This is a genomic window from Janthinobacterium sp. Bl 1, assembly GCF_058215535.1.
Genome location: NZ_CM177086.1, coordinates 38,852 through 53,821 on the forward strand (window position 1 = coordinate 38,852; position 14,970 = coordinate 53,821).

Here is a 14,970-nt window from a genome sequence, read left to right on the forward strand (position 1 = left end):
CGATCAGTAGTCATTCCAACTTATTAGAGAGATTTTCATGAAAAAAGTCCTGTTTACCCTGCTGACCCTCGGCGCAGCCTCCACCGGCGCCATGGCCCAATCGAGCGTGACCGTCTACGGCGTGGCTGACGCCGGCCTGGTATTCGACAAGGATGCGGCCGGAGACCGCCTGAACCGCGTCGCTTCCGGCGTCGCCTCGGGCTCGCGCATCGGCTTCAAAGGCAAGGAAGACCTGGGCGGCGGCCTGGCCGCTACCTTCGTGCTGGAAAGCGGTTTCAATATCGATACAGGTACCTCGGGCCAGGGCGGCCGGCTGTTCGGCCGCCAGGCGTATGTGGGCCTGACCGGCAGCGCCGGCGCCCTCACCCTGGGCCGCCAATATACGCCGTACTATTTGGCCCTGCGCGACGTAGCCGATCCGTTCGTCATCGGCCTGGCCGGCACGGCGTCGAACCTGATGGCGACGAATTACCGCGTCGACAACATGGTGCAATACACCACGCCGACCTGGAGCAAGCTGTCGGCCGACCTGGCGTATGGTTTTGGCGAAGTCGCCGGCGACAATTCGAAAAACCGCAGCATGGGCGGCGCCGTGCATTACATCGACGGCCCGCTGAACGTGACCCTGACGCATCACCGCCAGGAAAATGCACTGGCGACCCAGCAAACGCGCAACACTCTGCTGGCCACACGCTACGACTTTGGCGTCGTGCAAGGTAACTTCGGCTACGCCGACAACCGCGCCCTCGACAACAGCAAGAGCAACGACATCCTGGTCGGCTTCAGCGCACCGTTCGGCGCCACCAAGCTGGTCGCGTCGTACATCCGCCACAACGACAAGAGCAATGCCAACCGTGATGCCCAGCAGTGGGCCATCGGCGCCTTCTACGCCCTGTCCAAGCGCACCGACCTGTACACCGGTTACGGCCACATCAGCAATAAAAATGGCGCCACCTACACCGTCGGCAATGCCACGGACGATGGCACCGGTAATAGCGGCTTTAACCTCGGCATGCGCCACACGTTCTAAGGACGTCGGCCAAAATCTACTGCGCGGCGCGCTTTGCGGCCGGCGATGCTCACCGTACTAAAGTACGGTTGCGCTTCTCGGCCACAAATCACTGCCGCTCGCTACGATTTTGTCGGACGTTGAGATGTCCGTAAAATAGAAATGTGGGCCGCCGGATGCATATCCGGCGGCTTTTTCTTTTTACGCAATATTTAAATGCGATACTGTGGGTTCTTGCAATTTGGCAGCTGATTTTATGAATAGCAGTACTACCAAACCTTCCCTTTCCTGGCGCCAGCGCCTGTCGCAACGGTCGGGCCGCGAAACGCTGGCCTGGGGCGTGGTGCTGGCCGCCTGCCTGGCCACCGTCTGGCTCGTGTATTTCTGGACCGAACGTATCGCCATCGGCAAGCTGCAGGCCAGCGGCGCGCAGCGACTGGAAGTGTATGTCAGCAGCCTTGAAAATGCGCTGGAAAAATACGACTTCCTGCCCAAGACCCTGGAGCTGAACCGCGACGTGATCCGTTTGCTGCAGCACCCGGAAGATCCGGTGCTGGTCGATACGGTCAACCATTATCTCGAGCAGATGAATGCCCAGGCGAAATCGTCGACCATTTTCATCAGCAACCTCGACGGCAACACGCGGGCCGCCAGCAACTGGCAGCAGCCCGACAGCTTTATTGGCGACAATATCTCGTTCCGCCCCTACGCCCAGGACGCGTTGCGCGGCACGCCAGGCCGCTTCTATGGCGTGGGCACGACGCGGCTCGAACCCGGTTACTTCTTTGCCCACGGCATTTACCAGAATGGCCACATGCTGGGTCTGGCAACGGTGAAGGTGAACCTGGAAACCCTGGAAAAACGCTGGGTGCAAGGCGCCGACAAGGTCATGCTGGCCGACGAGCACGGCGTGATCTTCCTCAGTTCCATGGCGGACTGGAAGTACAAGACCCTGGCGCCGCTGTCGCCCGCCATCGTCGAAGAACTCAACCGCACGCGCCAGTACTATTCGAAGCAGCTGGCCGCCATCCCTTTCGTTTCCGACCGCCAGCTGGGCAATGGCGCCCGCGTGATCAGCGTGCGCGAGCAGGAACACGCCGACACGCCGCCGAAGATCAGCTCCAGCGTCATGACACAGATCAAGCTCAAGTCGCCGCAAGGCTGGACTTTCATTTATTTGTCCGACCTGGCCCAGGCCAAGGCCAGCGCGCGCGCGGCGGCCGCCTTCTCGTGCGTGCTACTGGGCTTTTTCATGCTGCTGTTCTTTTACCTGCGCCAGCGCCGCGCGGCCGTGGCACAAAAATTGCGCGCCCGCGAAGATCTGCAGCATGCCTATGACAACCTGGAAGCCATGGTCGAGGAACGCACGTCGGAGCTCAATGCCATGACGCAAAGCCTGAGCCAGGAAATCGACGTGCGCAGCAAGGCCGAGCAAAAGCTGCACATCACGCAAAATGAACTGTTTCAGGCCGGCAAGATGGCCGTGCTCGGGCAAATGTCGGCCAGCATCACGCATGAACTGAACCAGCCGCTGACGGCGCTGCGCACCATGTCCGACAATGCCGTCATCCTGCTCGAACGGGGACGGCTCGACGATGCGCGGCGCAACCTGGCGAAGATATCGCAAATTGCGGCCAGGATGGGGACCATTACGGGCCAATTGAAGATTTTTGCGCGCAAGTCGACGACCAGCCTGACCTCCGTGTCGATCCCCACGGCGATCAGCAACGCCCTGTTCCTCGTCGAAAGGCGGCTGCAGGTGGAAAATGTGCGTTTTACTTTGCAACTGCCGCCCGAAGACATCTTCGCCATGTGCGAAAGCAACCGCCTCGAGCAGGTGCTGGTGAATCTGTACGCCAATGCGCTTGACGCCATGAATGGCAGCGACGTGCGCAGCCTGCGCGTGTCCGTCGAATGCACGCCCGAGCATGTGCTGATCCACGTGGCCGACACGGGACCGGGCCTGTCGACGGAAGTGTATGAACACCTGTTCGAACCATTCTTCACGACAAAACCGCAAGGCCTGGGCCTGGGCCTGGGACTGGCCATTTCCGAACAGATCACGCGCCAGTTCGGCGGCGTGCTGCGCGCCGAAAACGCCCCCGGCGGCGGCGCCATCTTCACCATCGAACTACAGATTGCAACGCAGGAGGAAAAACATGTTTGACGGCTTGAAGGTCTTGCTGGTCGAAGACGACCCCACCGTACGCGAAGGCAGCGAGCAGGCATTGCAACTGGCCGGCCTGGACGTGCTGGCCTTTCACTCGGCCGAGCTGGCCTATAAACTGCTGACGCCCGATTTCCCCGGCATCGTCGTGAGCGACGTGCGCCTGCCCGGCATGAGCGGCCTGGAATTGCTGCAAGCGGTCAAGACGCTCGATGCCAACCTGCCCGTGATCCTCGTCACGGGCCATGGCGACATCACCATGGCCGTGCATGCCATGCGCACGGGCGCCTATGATTTCATCGAAAAACCATATTCGTCCGACCAGCTGGTCGACGTCATCCTGCGCGCGCTGGAAACCCGGCGCCTGACCCTGGAAGTGCACAGCCTGCGCCGCCAGCTCGAGGACGGCGGCGGCATCGAAGCGCGCCTCTTGGGTAATTCCGTGGCGATGCGCGACATACGGCGCTTGATACTCGACGTAGCTGACGAACCGGCCGATGTGCTGATCTATGGCGATACGGGCACGGGCAAGGAAATGGTGGCCCGCTGCCTGCATGACTTCAGCCACCGCCGCAAGCACAACTTTGTCGCCGTCAACTGCGGCGCGATTCCTGAAAGCATATTCGAGAGCGAAGTCTTCGGCCACGAACCGGGTGCATTTACGGGCGCGGCCAAGCGGCAGGTGGGCAAGATTGAGCACGCGGACCAGGGCACTTTTTTCCTCGACGAAATCGAAAGCCTGCCCCTGTCCCTGCAAGTGAAATTGCTGCGCGTGCTGCAGGAACGCTATATCGAGCGGCTCGGTTCGAACGTGGCCACGCCCGTCGACGTGCGCGTCATCGCGGCGGCCAAGCTGGACCTGGAAGACTTGTCGCAGCAGCAAAAATTCCGCAGCGACCTGTACTACCGCTTGAATCTGATCGTGCTGCACCTGCCGCCGCTGCGCGAGCGGCGCGAGGATATTCCCATCCTGTTTGAACACTTCGTGCTGGCCGCCGCCGCCCGCTACAACCGCGCCGCGCCCGTCGTCTCCAGCGCGCAGATGCGCAACCTGATGGCCCATTCGTGGCCCGGAAATGTGCGCGAACTGCGCAATATCGCCGACCGCTTCGTGCTCGGCATCGCCGGTGGTGCCTCGAGCCTGCTGGCGAGCGGCCAGGCCAGCCCGCTGTCGCTGGCGGAGCAGGTGAACGGCTTCGAACGCGCATTGATTGAGCAGGAACTGCGCGCATATGCGGGCAACGTCAGCGAAGTGAGCGCAGTGCTCGGCTTGCCGAAACAGACCTTGTACCACAAGATGCAGAAGTACAACCTGGTGGCGGAAGAGTTCCGCTAAGGAGCGGCACGGGGCAAACTTATCAAAAAGAGCAGCAATATATTGCCACATGGTATATATTGTTTCTTTTTGATAATTTAAAATTCACAATGAAAAACCTTGCCGTCCTGTTTTCCCTGCTACTCAGTGCCTCCGGTTTTGCCCAGGATACCGCCACCACGGAAGCCCCCGCACCTGCCGCCGCCGAAGCGGCCAGCATGCCAGCTGCGCCGGCAACATCGACCATCAGCCGCCTGCGCCTGTTCGGCCAGAATGGCGCCACGGCCTTCCTGTACCGCGACAGCAGCTGCATCCGCGGCATGTTCAGCGATGGCGTGGAAAAGGCCAGCGGCGGCATGAGTTCCGCCTTCGGCTCCCTGATCGGCAGTGTCAGCAATACCAGCCTGGGCATCGCGGAGACGGAAACGTCGAAAAACCTGTCGCGCAAGGATGGAATTTTCTCGAAAGCCTATTTCCGCGAATATGAAGTTCCCGCCGACAAGCCCAGCAGCCTGCGTATCGGCTTCCGGGACGTTTCGCCATTTTATGTGGTCAACGGCATCAACTATGAAACCGTGTCGCCCAGCTGCAGTGGCGACATCACCTTCACGCCGCGCGCCGGCGAAGATTACGAAGCGGCGTTCTCGTGGGAAGGCAAGTACTGCAGCATCAGCATCAACCAGTATATCGCCAAGGACGGCAAGACGGAACTGGTGCCCGTGCCCGTCGCGCGCGCACCGAGCTGCTAAAGCGCTCAGGCGGCGCCGACGAATCCCGTGCGCAAGGGCGTGGCCCAGTCGGGCCGGCCGTTGGCCAGCGCCATCCGGGCCGCCTTTTCCCAGTCATATTCCACGGCGTATAACTGCGCCGACCAGCGGCCATCGGCGCCCTGTTCGGCAACCGCATAGCGCGCGTGCGGCGTGCCGTTTTCCATCACGTGCGGATAGCCATGATCGTCGTCGTAGGCCTGCAAGCCGACGCTGCCCGGGTTGACGATCAGCCGCCCATCATCCAGGCGTACCTGGCGCGGCATGTGCGTGTGGCCGCACAGGATCAAGGCCGCGTCGGCCTCGCCGGCACGTTCGGCCACTTCTTGCGGTGAGGCGGCGCGGCTGCCTTGCGGCGTGACGCTGTCGAGAAAATACACGAGGTCGCTGGCGGGCGTGCCATGCACGAGCAGCACATCGCGTCGCAGGCGCAAGGTGGCGGGCAGCGCCGCAATCCAGTCCAGTTGTTCCGGCAACAGTTGCGCGCGCGCATAGGCGTCCGACACGCCCATGCGGGCCGGATCGCCCAACAGCTGGCGCTCGTGGTTGCCGCGGATGGTGGGCAGGTCGAGCCCCATCAGGCGCGCCGCCGTGGCGCGCGGCTGCAGATGGCCCGAGACGATATCGCCAAGGTTGACGGTCACATCCACGCCACGCCGGGCGATGTCGGCCAGCACGGCGTCAAGCGCGTCGAGGTTGCCGTGGATATCGGATATGGCGGCGATTCTCATGTTCCCTCCTGTGTAGACCATTCTGCCCGCGTCTGCCGTTGCAGGCAATGCGTGCGCAATGCGTGTCCTGGCGCCAGGGCCGGATGCTCGAACGTGTCCGCATCGCGGCGCATGCCCAGGCGCGCCATCAGCGTGCTTGAGCGCAAGTTGGGCAACGCCGTGAACGCGACGATTTCCGGCAATTGCAAGCGTTCAAAACCTGCCTGCAGGGCGGCCCGTGCCGCTTCCTGTGCATAACCTTGCCCCCAGTAATCGAACGCCAGGCGCCAGCCGATTTCCACGCACGGCGAACATGGCAGTTGCACAGCGGGAATATGCAAGCCCGTCATGCCGATGAAGGCATCGTTTTCTCGCAAGGCCACGGCCCACAAGCCCCAGCCTCGCTCGGCGATCAGGCCGCTGCAGCGCTTCGCCATGGTGTCGCTGGCGTCGCGCGACAGGGCCGCGGGGAAATAGGCCATCACGCGGGGATCGGCATTCAGCGCCGCGAACGGCGCGAAGTCGCTGTCGCGCCATTGCCGCAGTACCAGCCGCGGCGTCACCAGTTCCATGATTTCCTGCATCGTTGACATCCCTTCATTACCAGTTTTTACAGTTGCTTGACCGGCGGTAGGACAAGTCCGACGGACAGTTGCGCCGTGCGGCTACGTGATCTAAATGTAACAGTTGCTACCATTTCCTTATTGCACTGTTGCCCAAAACGTCGCGACAGTTTTCACTTTATCTTGAGGAGTTGCCCCATGTCTGCCATGTCCGTGTTCACCCGCCTGTCCCCACCACGCCCGCACCACCTTGCCTTGCGCGGCGCCATGATGCTGGGCGTGCTGGGTATTGCCACGGCGGCTGCCACGGCGCGGGCTGAACCGTCGCCCACCCTGGACCGCGCCAGCATTTCCGTGGGTGCGTTTTCCGCCGATCCGCGCATCAATATCGGCGCCGACACGCAATTTGGCCGCATCGACGCGCCCGAATCGAAGCCAAGCCATACCACCATCCCGCGCGTCAAGGCGGACTTGCTGATCGGCGACCGCCATGGCCTGGCCTTCGATTACTACCGCTACGACAAATCCTACACGCCAAGCCTGACAGGCGAAACCATCATCAATGGCCAGCCCGTCACGGGCACGGCCACGGCGAATGCCGATCTGAAGCTGGACCTGGCCAAGCTGGCCTATAAATGGTGGCTGGGCAGCGGCAACGATACCTTCGGCATCGGCCTGGGCGCCGCCTACTACCACGCCAACCTGAAAGGCACGGCCACCGGCGTCGTCAATGGTGAAACGGCCACGGCGCGCGATTCCATCAGTGAGCACGCGTTTGCGCCGCTGCTGGAAGTGGGTTGGCGCCACGCCTTCACGCCGGACTTGCGCATGTATGCGGAAGCGTCGGGCATCAAGAAAAACGGCGGGCGCATCAATGGCCACATCTACGGCGGCAATGTCGGCGTGGAATGGTTCCCGTTCAAAAATATCGGTTTCGTGGCCGATTACGGCATCTCGAAAATCAAGCTGCACCGCGACAGCGAACGCGATGCCGACCTGAACATCCGTCTGACGGGACCGTCGGCATATGTGAAAGTACGCTTCTAATCCAGCTCAGGCCGCCGGTTTCAGCAACGTCAGCTGGAACTGCGGCAAGTCCGGATCGTCCCACGCCTCGGCCCTGGCAAACGGCAGGCGCGCAAACGCCTGCCGCCAGAACGCGCAGGCATCCGCATCGGCGTGGAACGTCGCCACCATCCACGTCTGCGTGCTGTCCAGCAGCACTCTCCGCACCACTTCCAGCGCCAGCCCCCGGCGCCGGTACTTCTTCAAAATAAAAAAGTCGCTGAACTCCTGCACCGGCAACTCGCCCGCCATGCCGGGCTCCGTGATGAAAAAGCCCGCCAGCGCCCCATCGACCTCGATCCAGACGGCCGTATGTCCGGGCGCATGCACATACTCGGCCAGCCCGGCATCGCACACATCGTAACGGCCGCCGGCCAGCACATCTTCACCGCTCCAGGCGGTATTGTCGTAGCAGTACAGCTGGAACAGCCGCGCCAGCGTCCCTTCTTCGCCGGGCGCAACGGCGCGCAATGTCATGTTCTGTATTACCGTCATGGTCCCGTCTTTCCGCCGCATGGCGTCATTGAGATGGCGAGTGTAGCACCACGTCGCTCATCGCTTCCTCCTGCATTCCAGCCCTGCATTTCCACCCTTGGTCGCAAAAAAATTAATTTCCTTCCAGTTGGTTATATATTATTGTTTTTAAGTAACATCCGCCATCGCGGCTGAAAAACAAGGGTGATCCCCTTCCACAGACCGGCAGGCATGCATCTGCCGGCTTTCATACCCAAGCTCTGGAGAGTGCTGCACATGCTATCGATCAAACAGCTGAACAAAACGTATGCCAATGGCGTCAAGGCCATCAACAATGTCAGCCTGGAAATCCCCAACGGGATGTTCGGCTTGCTGGGACCGAATGGCGCGGGCAAGTCCTCGCTGATGCGCACCATTGCGACATTGCAAGATCCCGATAGCGGCAGCATCCATTTCGATGGCGTCGATGTGCTGCAGGACAAGGCCGGCCTGCGCCGCCAGCTCGGTTATCTGCCGCAGGATTTCGGCGTATATCCGAAGGTCAGCGCGGAAACCTTGCTCAACCACTTTGCAGTGCTCAAAGGTTTGACGGAAAAGGGCCCGCGCAAGGAAGCCGTGGAAGCCTTGCTGCAGCAAACCAATCTGTGGGAAGCGCGCAAGCGCAACCTGGGCACGTATTCGGGCGGCATGCGCCAGCGCTTCGGCATCGCCCAGGCGCTGCTGGGCGCGCCGCGCCTGGTGATCGTCGATGAACCGACGGCCGGCCTGGATCCGGACGAGCGCAACCGCTTCCTGAACCTGCTGGCGAAGATCGGCGAGCAGGTGGTCGTCATCCTGTCGACGCACATCGTCGACGATGTGACGGACCTGTGCCCGCGCATGGCGATGATCGTCAAGGGACAGGTGCTGGTGCAGGGCGAGCCGCAGGCGGCCATCGATACGCTGCTGGGCAAGGTCTGGCGCCGCAGCATCAGCATGGACGAGCTGGCGCAGTACCAGCAAACCTTGCACGTGCTGTCGACGCGCCTGGTGGGCGGCAAGCCGCAAATCAATGTGTTTGCCGACAGCCAGCCCGACAGCGGCTTCACGCAGATCGCCCCGGACCTGGAAGACGTGTACTTCCTGCACGTGCGCAACGCCGCCCGCAACGGCGCCGCCGCGCCGGCCGCAGCCGCAGCCGCAGCGTAAGGGGCCGCCATGTGGAAGGAATTTTTCAAGTTTGACCTCGGCTATCAGCTGAAACAGCCGCTGCTGTGGATATTTGCCGTCATCCTCGCCTTGATGGCGTTTGGCGCCAGCAGCAGCGATTCGATCCAGGTCGGCGGCGCCATCGGCAACATCAACCGCAATGCGCCCACCGTGGTGGCGCAGTTGCTGACGATGTTCAGCCTGCTGTCTATGCTGCTCATCACCATCTTCATCGCCGGCGCCGTGCTGCGCGACAGCGAAGTGGGCATGGCCGACATGCTGTTCGCCACGCCCATGCGCAAGTGGGATTACCTGTTCGGCCGCTTCGCCGCCGGCTTCGTCGCCTGCCTGGTGATCTTTGCCGCCATCGCCCTGGCCATCATGCTCGGCCCCCTCATGCCCTGGGTCGACCCGCAGCGCGTGGGCGCGTTCTCGCTGCATGCGTACGCGTGGAGCTTCGGCGTGATGGTAATCCCGAACCTGCTCTTCATCGGCGCCCTGCTGATGCTGCTGGCGGCCACGACGCGCTCGATGTTGCTTGTCTACGTGGGCGTGCTGGGCTTTTTCGTGCTGTGGGGCATGGCCGGCGCCTTTACGCGCGACATCAACAACGAATGGATCGCCGTCCTGCTCGACCCGTTCGGCATGCGCGCGTTCGGCCGCATGACGCGCTACTTCACGTCCGCCGAAGCGAACGCGGGCCTGCCGCCGTTTTCCGGCTTCCTGCTGGCCAACCGCTTGCTGTGGCTGGCCATCACGGTGGTGCTGTTCGCCGCCACCGTGATCCTGTTCAAGCCGCAGCGCACGGGCACGGGCAAGCGCCTGTTCGGCAAGCACAAGGCAGAGGCCACCGCGCCGGCCGTGGCGGCGCCGCTGCACCTGCCGCGCAGCGTCCCCACCTTTACGGGCGCGACAGCCTGGCGCCAGTGGTGGCAAATCCTGCGCTTCGACGCCGTCGGCGTGTTCAAGAGCGTGCCCTTCCTCGTCATGCTGCTGTTCGCCGTAATCAACCTGATCGCCGGAGCGAATATCGGCAAGAACATGTACGGCACGGCCGTGTATCCGATGACGCATTTGATGCTGCAAAATATCAACAACAGCTTCAGCTTCATGCTGATCATCATCGTCACCTTTTACGCAGGCGAACTGATCTTCAAGGAGCGGCAAGCCAGGATCGCCGACGTCAGCGATGCCATGCCCGTGCCCAGCTGGGTCCCTCTGCTGGCCAAATGCACGGCCCTGGTCGGCGTCATCGCCGGTTACCTGCTGGTGGGCGTCATCGCGGCCATCGGTTTCCAGCTCTACAAGGGCGGCGCGCCCGTGGAACTGGGGCTGTACCTGAAAGGCACCCTGCTGGGGGCCCTCTTCTTCGTGCTGATGGCCTTGTGCGCCCTCACCCTGCAAGTGCTGTCAAATAACAAGTTCATCGGCTACCTGCTGGTGATCCTGCTGATGGTGGCGCAAATGGTGCTGGGCATGCTGCACTTCGAACACAATCTGTACGCGTTCGGCGGCACGCCGGCCATCAAGTATTCGGACATGAACGGCTATGGCCACTTCCTGGCCGGCTGGTCCTGGTTCGCGCTGTACTGGAGCCTGTTCACGGTGGCCCTCGTCATGCTGGCGCAGGCATTCTGGGTGCGCGGCCTGTCCGCCGACTGGCGTGCGCGCGTGCGCCTGGCCCGCCAACGCCTGAGCGGCAAAGCTGGCGCCGCGCTGGCCCTGGTGCTGCTATGCTGGGCCGGCACGGGCGGCTGGATCTTCTACAACACGAATGTGCTGAACCAGTACGAAACGGCGAATGTCAGCATGGACAAGCAGGCGCGCTACGAAAAATTGTACAAGCAGTACAAGGACTTGCCGCAGCTGAAGATCACCGATATCCAGGCCGACGTGGATATCTATCCCGAGCAACGCAAAGTCTTGATCAAGGGCCACTACGTGCTGCAAAACAAGACGCAGCAGCCGCTCGACACCTTGCGCATCCAACTCAATCCGGACTTGGACACGCACTGGTTGAACTTGCCTGAGCACAAGGTGGCGCTGGACGACAAGGAAGTGGGCTTCAGCATCCTCAAGCTGGCCCGTCCCGTGGCGCCTGGCGCTACCCTTCCGCTCGACTTCACGGTGGCCGTCACGCATGCGGGCTTTACCAACAGCGGCGCGCCTGACCAGGTCAACCTGAACGGCAGTTTCTTTAACAACCAGGCGTATTTCCCGCACTTCGGCTATGCCAAGGAAATGGAGCTGACGGATCGCAACGAGCGCCGCAAGCGGGGACTAGGCGAACCGCAGCGCATGGCCAAGCTGGAAGACACCTCGGCGTATGGCAATACGGTCTTTGGCGGCGAGGCGGACTGGATCCATTTCGACACGACGGTGTCCACCAGCGGCGAGCAGATCGCCCTGGCGCCCGGCTACCTGCAGAAGAGCTGGGAAAAGGATGGCCGCCGCTATTACCGCTACAAGATGGACCAGCCGATGATGCCGTTCTTCGCCTACCTGTCGGCGCGCTGGGAAGTCAAGAAAGATGCGTGGAAAGGCTTGCCGATCGAAATTTATTTCGATAAAAAGCATGGCTACAATACGCAGCGCATGATTACCTCCGTGCAAAAGTCGCTCGACTATTACACCACCGAGTTCACGCCCTACCAGCACAAGCAGGTGCGCATCCTGGAATTCCCCGGCTACCAGAGCTTCGCGCAGTCGTTTGCCAATACGATCCCGTATTCGGAAGGCATCGGCTTCATCGCCGACCTGCGCGACAAGGATGACATCGATTATGTGTTCTACGTCACGGCGCATGAAATGGCGCACCAGTGGTGGGGCCATCAAGTGATCGGCGCCAACGTGCAGGGCGCCACCATGCTGATGGAGTCCTTGGCGCAATACTCGGCCCTGATGGTGATGGAAAAGGAATACGGGCGCGACAAGATGCGCCGCTTCCTGCGCTATGAACTGGACCGCTACCTGAGCGGACGCGGCGGTGAAGCCATCGAGGAACTGCCGCTGGCGCGCGTGGAGGGACAGCAATATATCCACTACAACAAGGGCAGCCTGGTGTTCTACCGCCTGCGCGATGAAATCGGCGAGGAAGCGCTGAACCGTGCGCTGAAACGCTATCTGCAGGACAAGGGCTACCAGCAGGCGCCGTTCACCACGTCGTCGGAACTGCTGGCCTACATCCGCGCCGAAGCGCCGCAGGACAAGCAGGCGCTGATCACGGACCTGTTCGAGAAAATCGTCTTCTACGACAACCGCGTCACGCAAGCGAGCGCCGTGCAGCGCAAGGACGGTCAGTGGGATGTCACCATGCAATTGCACTTGGCCAAACTGGAGTCCGACGGCAAGGGCAAGGAAAGCCCACGCGCCTACGACGAGCCGGTGGAAATCGCCATCTTCGCGCGCCCGGCGGGCGGCAAGGAAAAAGATGAAAAAGTCCTGTTCACCGACAAGCGCGTGTTGTCGGGCAGCGACCCCGTGGTGACGATGACGGTGAAGGACAAACCGTTTGAAGTGGGCGTCGATCCGTACAACAAGATGATCGACAGGGTTCCGCGCGACAATCGCAAGGAAGTCAGCGTGAATTAATCGATGGGGGTCTGACGGGGACGCCGATTCCCCGCCTGCCCCCCGTTCATGGCATCAACGGTACACCAATCCCCCATCGATCAGCGGCGCCTGCCCCGTCATGTAATCGGCATCGGGCCCGGCCAGGAAGGAGACGAGCCCTGCCACGTCGTCCGGCGTCTCGGCGCGTCCCAGCGCGATGCCGTCCACATATTTTTTATACGTCGCGCCCAGCTCGGCGCCCGTCACTTCGGCCATGCGCTTGTCGATCTCGGTCCACATGTCCGTGCCGACGACGCCAGGGCAATATGCGTTGACGGTGATGCCGTCGGCCGCCAGTTCCTTGGCCGCCGCCTGCGTCAGCGCGCGCACGGCAAACTTGGTGGCCGAGTACACGCCCAGCAAGGCAAAGCCGTCGTGCCCGGCGATGGAGCAGGCATTGATGATCTTGCCCTTCTGCTTGCGCTTTTTGAAGGTCTTGGCGGCCGCTTGGATGCCCCAGAGCGTCCCTTGCACATTGATGCGCATGATGCGGTCGACCTCTTCCGGCATGACGTCGAGCAGCGGCTGCACTTGCGCGATGCCCGCATTGTTGACGATGATGTCGAAACCGCCCAGTTCCTGCTCGGCAAACGCCACCGCTTCGGTGACCTGAGCGAGCTGCGACACGTCGGCAATAAAAGTGACGGCGCGGCGGCCCAGCGCACGCACTTCGGTGGCGGCCGTGTCGAGCTTTTCCTGGTTCAGATCCACCAGCGCGATATCGGCGCCATCCTTGGCCAGGCGCAAGGCGATGGCCTTGCCGATACCTTGCGCAGCCCCCGTGACGAGCGCGACTTTTCCGGAAATACCCATGCTGCGTTCCTTTCAGAGTAGTGAGAAGAGACGCTTCAGCCTACCTGAATTTCGTCTTTTTCCACGTATTGAAACGTGCGCGCCCGGAAAAAGCGCACAGGTCAAGAAAGGAGGAAAAAATGCACCGGCACACGCTATGCGAGCGCTGCCGTACTGGCCAATGGCGGCATCTGGCGTAACATGGCCAGCATCGCCGGCGAGCGCGCTGGCACCACGTTCAAGAGGACGTCCCCATGCCGCATCGCCACCTGCCCATCCGCACCAGCCTGCTGCTGGCGGCCCTTGTTTTCACCACGCCCGCCTGGAGCGCCGACCCGGTCCACAAGGAAACAGTGGAACTGACAGCAGGAAAAACCGTGCACAGCGTGAAAGCCAAGATCAAGGGCTACGCCACAGCCGAATACACGGTGACAGGCAAGGCCGGCCAAACCCTCAGCGTCAAGCTCAAGACCAATCAACCGTCGAATTACTTCAACATCCGCCAGCCAGGCCAGGATGAAGCCCTGTTCATCGGCTCGACCAGCGGCAACAGTTACCAGGCAAAACTGCCGGCCGATGGCGAGTACACGGTGCAGGTTTACCTGATGCGCAACGCGGCGCGCAGGAATGCCGTGGCAGCATACAGTCTGGAGATGGGCTTGCGCGATTAAGCAAGAGAGCAGCCGACGCGGTCGATACGCCCCGCGTAACAGCCCCGCTTGGCATTATGAACATGAATATAACTGACGTCCGCATTGGCGAATAGTCGTGCAATGAGGGCTTCCATGGCAGTGCCGTCCACCACGTCGGCATCGAGCATCATGCCATCGGCAGCATAGGCGCGCAGCGACAACAGGCGCAGCCGCATCGATTCCGGCACCTGGTTGACGGCATCGTACGCTTGCGTGGCGCCCTCGCGGACAAAAATGGCGTGGCAAGCCCGGTAAGGCGTCATGGCGGGCTGGCACACATGATTCAATAACAGCACGGTCTCGCCCAGTTCGGCGTCCACCAGCGCTATGCGGTCAGGAAATCCGGGGTGTTGGTCGACCACCTGGCGCCGCATGCCGAGCGCCGTTAACTCGGCATCGGACAAGGAAAAAAACGGCAGAAAAGGTTCGGGCGACAAGCCCGTAATACGAAAATCCATGCTGTTCTCCGGCGTCGTCAAAACCACCATCAGACCAGCATCGGGACGGCGCCGCCATCCGCTTCTTGCTATGGAATGTGACCATGCGTCACGGAGTGCCTTCTACCCCGTGCGCATAAAAAAAGCCTGCTTCACGGAGGAAGCAGGCTCTTTGTCGA

Annotated in this window: 13 protein-coding genes; 8 read left to right on the forward strand and 5 right to left on the reverse strand. The window is 61.7% G+C overall.

From position 1 onward, the window contains the following. Positions 1–37: 37 nt before the first annotated feature. The 4 genes from AC4BCN_RS00165 to AC4BCN_RS00180 all read left to right on the forward strand — a co-directional run bounded on the left by AC4BCN_RS00165 (position 38) and on the right by AC4BCN_RS00180 (position 5,240). Positions 38–1,030, forward strand: coding sequence for a porin (locus AC4BCN_RS00165; RefSeq protein WP_490492289.1), 993 nt, complete (start codon positions 38–40; stop codon positions 1,028–1,030). 235 nt (positions 1,031–1,265) lie between these two features. Beyond that, positions 1,266–3,176, forward strand: a complete 1,911-nt coding sequence (locus AC4BCN_RS00170) for a sensor histidine kinase (RefSeq protein ID WP_456148000.1) — start codon at positions 1,266–1,268, stop codon at positions 3,174–3,176. Further along, positions 3,169–4,512 (forward strand): sigma-54-dependent transcriptional regulator, encoded by a 1,344-nt coding sequence (locus tag AC4BCN_RS00175; RefSeq protein ID WP_128140567.1) that lies wholly within the window; start codon positions 3,169–3,171, stop codon positions 4,510–4,512. Before AC4BCN_RS00170 ends, AC4BCN_RS00175 begins: the two co-directional genes overlap by 8 nt. An 89-nt stretch (positions 4,513–4,601) precedes the next feature. After that, a complete protein-coding gene (locus AC4BCN_RS00180; RefSeq protein WP_490492290.1) occupies positions 4,602–5,240 on the forward strand; it encodes a hypothetical protein in 639 nt (212 codons plus the stop codon). Between the two features lie 5 nt (positions 5,241–5,245). On the opposite strand, the gene AC4BCN_RS00185 is transcribed toward AC4BCN_RS00180, so the two are convergent. Both AC4BCN_RS00185 and AC4BCN_RS00190 read right to left on the reverse strand, forming a co-directional pair. After that, a complete protein-coding gene (locus AC4BCN_RS00185; RefSeq protein WP_490492291.1) occupies positions 5,246–5,989 on the reverse strand; it encodes a metallophosphoesterase family protein in 744 nt (247 codons plus the stop codon). Next, entirely contained in the window at positions 5,986–6,561 is a 576-nt protein-coding gene (locus AC4BCN_RS00190; RefSeq protein WP_490492292.1) for a GNAT family N-acetyltransferase, read from the reverse strand. The genes AC4BCN_RS00185 and AC4BCN_RS00190 overlap by 4 nt, the downstream gene beginning before the upstream one ends. Positions 6,562–6,729: 168 nt before the next feature. Between AC4BCN_RS00190 and AC4BCN_RS00195 the strand changes: the two genes are divergently transcribed. After that, positions 6,730–7,578, forward strand: coding sequence for a hypothetical protein (locus AC4BCN_RS00195; RefSeq protein ID WP_080698671.1), 849 nt, complete (start codon positions 6,730–6,732; stop codon positions 7,576–7,578). Positions 7,579–7,584: 6 nt separating this feature from the next. On the opposite strand, the gene AC4BCN_RS00200 is transcribed toward AC4BCN_RS00195, so the two are convergent. Further along, the gene (locus AC4BCN_RS00200; protein WP_338680102.1) at positions 7,585–8,091 is read right to left on the reverse strand and encodes a GNAT family N-acetyltransferase; all 507 of its coding nucleotides are present in this window, start codon (positions 8,089–8,091) and stop codon (positions 7,585–7,587) included. 255 nt (positions 8,092–8,346) lie between these two features. Here AC4BCN_RS00200 and AC4BCN_RS00205 point away from each other — a divergent pair, with 255 nt between their 5' ends. Both AC4BCN_RS00205 and AC4BCN_RS00210 read left to right on the forward strand, forming a co-directional pair. Continuing rightward, positions 8,347–9,258 (forward strand): ABC transporter ATP-binding protein, encoded by a 912-nt coding sequence (locus AC4BCN_RS00205; RefSeq protein WP_338680103.1) that lies wholly within the window; start codon positions 8,347–8,349, stop codon positions 9,256–9,258. Between the two features lie 9 nt (positions 9,259–9,267). Beyond that, a complete protein-coding gene (locus AC4BCN_RS00210) occupies positions 9,268–12,849 on the forward strand; it encodes an ABC transporter permease/M1 family aminopeptidase (RefSeq protein ID WP_034754408.1) in 3,582 nt (1,193 codons plus the stop codon). Positions 12,850–12,903: 54 nt separating this feature from the next. On the opposite strand, the gene AC4BCN_RS00215 is transcribed toward AC4BCN_RS00210, so the two are convergent. Then, positions 12,904–13,683 (reverse strand): acetoin reductase, encoded by a 780-nt coding sequence (locus tag AC4BCN_RS00215; RefSeq protein ID WP_490492293.1) that lies wholly within the window; start codon positions 13,681–13,683, stop codon positions 12,904–12,906. 233 nt (positions 13,684–13,916) lie between these two features. Between AC4BCN_RS00215 and AC4BCN_RS00220 the strand changes: the two genes are divergently transcribed. Continuing rightward, positions 13,917–14,333 (forward strand): hypothetical protein, encoded by a 417-nt coding sequence (locus AC4BCN_RS00220; RefSeq protein WP_490492294.1) that lies wholly within the window; start codon positions 13,917–13,919, stop codon positions 14,331–14,333. Here AC4BCN_RS00220 and AC4BCN_RS00225 read toward each other — a convergent pair. Beyond that, positions 14,330–14,812 (reverse strand): DUF1203 domain-containing protein, encoded by a 483-nt coding sequence (locus AC4BCN_RS00225; RefSeq protein ID WP_490492295.1) that lies wholly within the window; start codon positions 14,810–14,812, stop codon positions 14,330–14,332. The two genes, AC4BCN_RS00220 and AC4BCN_RS00225, sit on opposite strands and share 4 nt — an antisense overlap. Positions 14,813–14,970: the final 158 nt, after the last annotated feature.

What these genes read in the sequence shown, in the direction of transcription:
- AC4BCN_RS00165 (WP_490492289.1), top strand. Translation starts at nt 38, where the DNA reads ATGAAAAAAGTCCTGTTTACCCTGCTGACCCTCGGCGCAGCCTCCACC.
- AC4BCN_RS00170 (WP_456148000.1), top strand. Translation starts at nt 1,266, where the DNA reads ATGAATAGCAGTACTACCAAACCTTCCCTTTCCTGGCGCCAGCGCCTG.
- AC4BCN_RS00175 (WP_128140567.1), top strand. Translation starts at nt 3,169, where the DNA reads ATGTTTGACGGCTTGAAGGTCTTGCTGGTCGAAGACGACCCCACCGTA.
- AC4BCN_RS00180 (WP_490492290.1), top strand. Translation starts at nt 4,602, where the DNA reads ATGAAAAACCTTGCCGTCCTGTTTTCCCTGCTACTCAGTGCCTCCGGT.
- AC4BCN_RS00185 (WP_490492291.1), bottom strand. Translation starts at nt 5,989, where the DNA reads ATGAGAATCGCCGCCATATCCGATATCCACGGCAACCTCGACGCGCTT.
- AC4BCN_RS00190 (WP_490492292.1), bottom strand. Translation starts at nt 6,561, where the DNA reads ATGTCAACGATGCAGGAAATCATGGAACTGGTGACGCCGCGGCTGGTA.
- AC4BCN_RS00195 (WP_080698671.1), top strand. Translation starts at nt 6,730, where the DNA reads ATGTCTGCCATGTCCGTGTTCACCCGCCTGTCCCCACCACGCCCGCAC.
- AC4BCN_RS00200 (WP_338680102.1), bottom strand. Translation starts at nt 8,091, where the DNA reads ATGACGGTAATACAGAACATGACATTGCGCGCCGTTGCGCCCGGCGAA.
- AC4BCN_RS00205 (WP_338680103.1), top strand. Translation starts at nt 8,347, where the DNA reads ATGCTATCGATCAAACAGCTGAACAAAACGTATGCCAATGGCGTCAAG.
- AC4BCN_RS00210 (WP_034754408.1), top strand. Translation starts at nt 9,268, where the DNA reads ATGTGGAAGGAATTTTTCAAGTTTGACCTCGGCTATCAGCTGAAACAG.
- AC4BCN_RS00215 (WP_490492293.1), bottom strand. Translation starts at nt 13,683, where the DNA reads ATGGGTATTTCCGGAAAAGTCGCGCTCGTCACGGGGGCTGCGCAAGGT.
- AC4BCN_RS00220 (WP_490492294.1), top strand. Translation starts at nt 13,917, where the DNA reads ATGCCGCATCGCCACCTGCCCATCCGCACCAGCCTGCTGCTGGCGGCC.
- AC4BCN_RS00225 (WP_490492295.1), bottom strand. Translation starts at nt 14,812, where the DNA reads ATGGATTTTCGTATTACGGGCTTGTCGCCCGAACCTTTTCTGCCGTTT.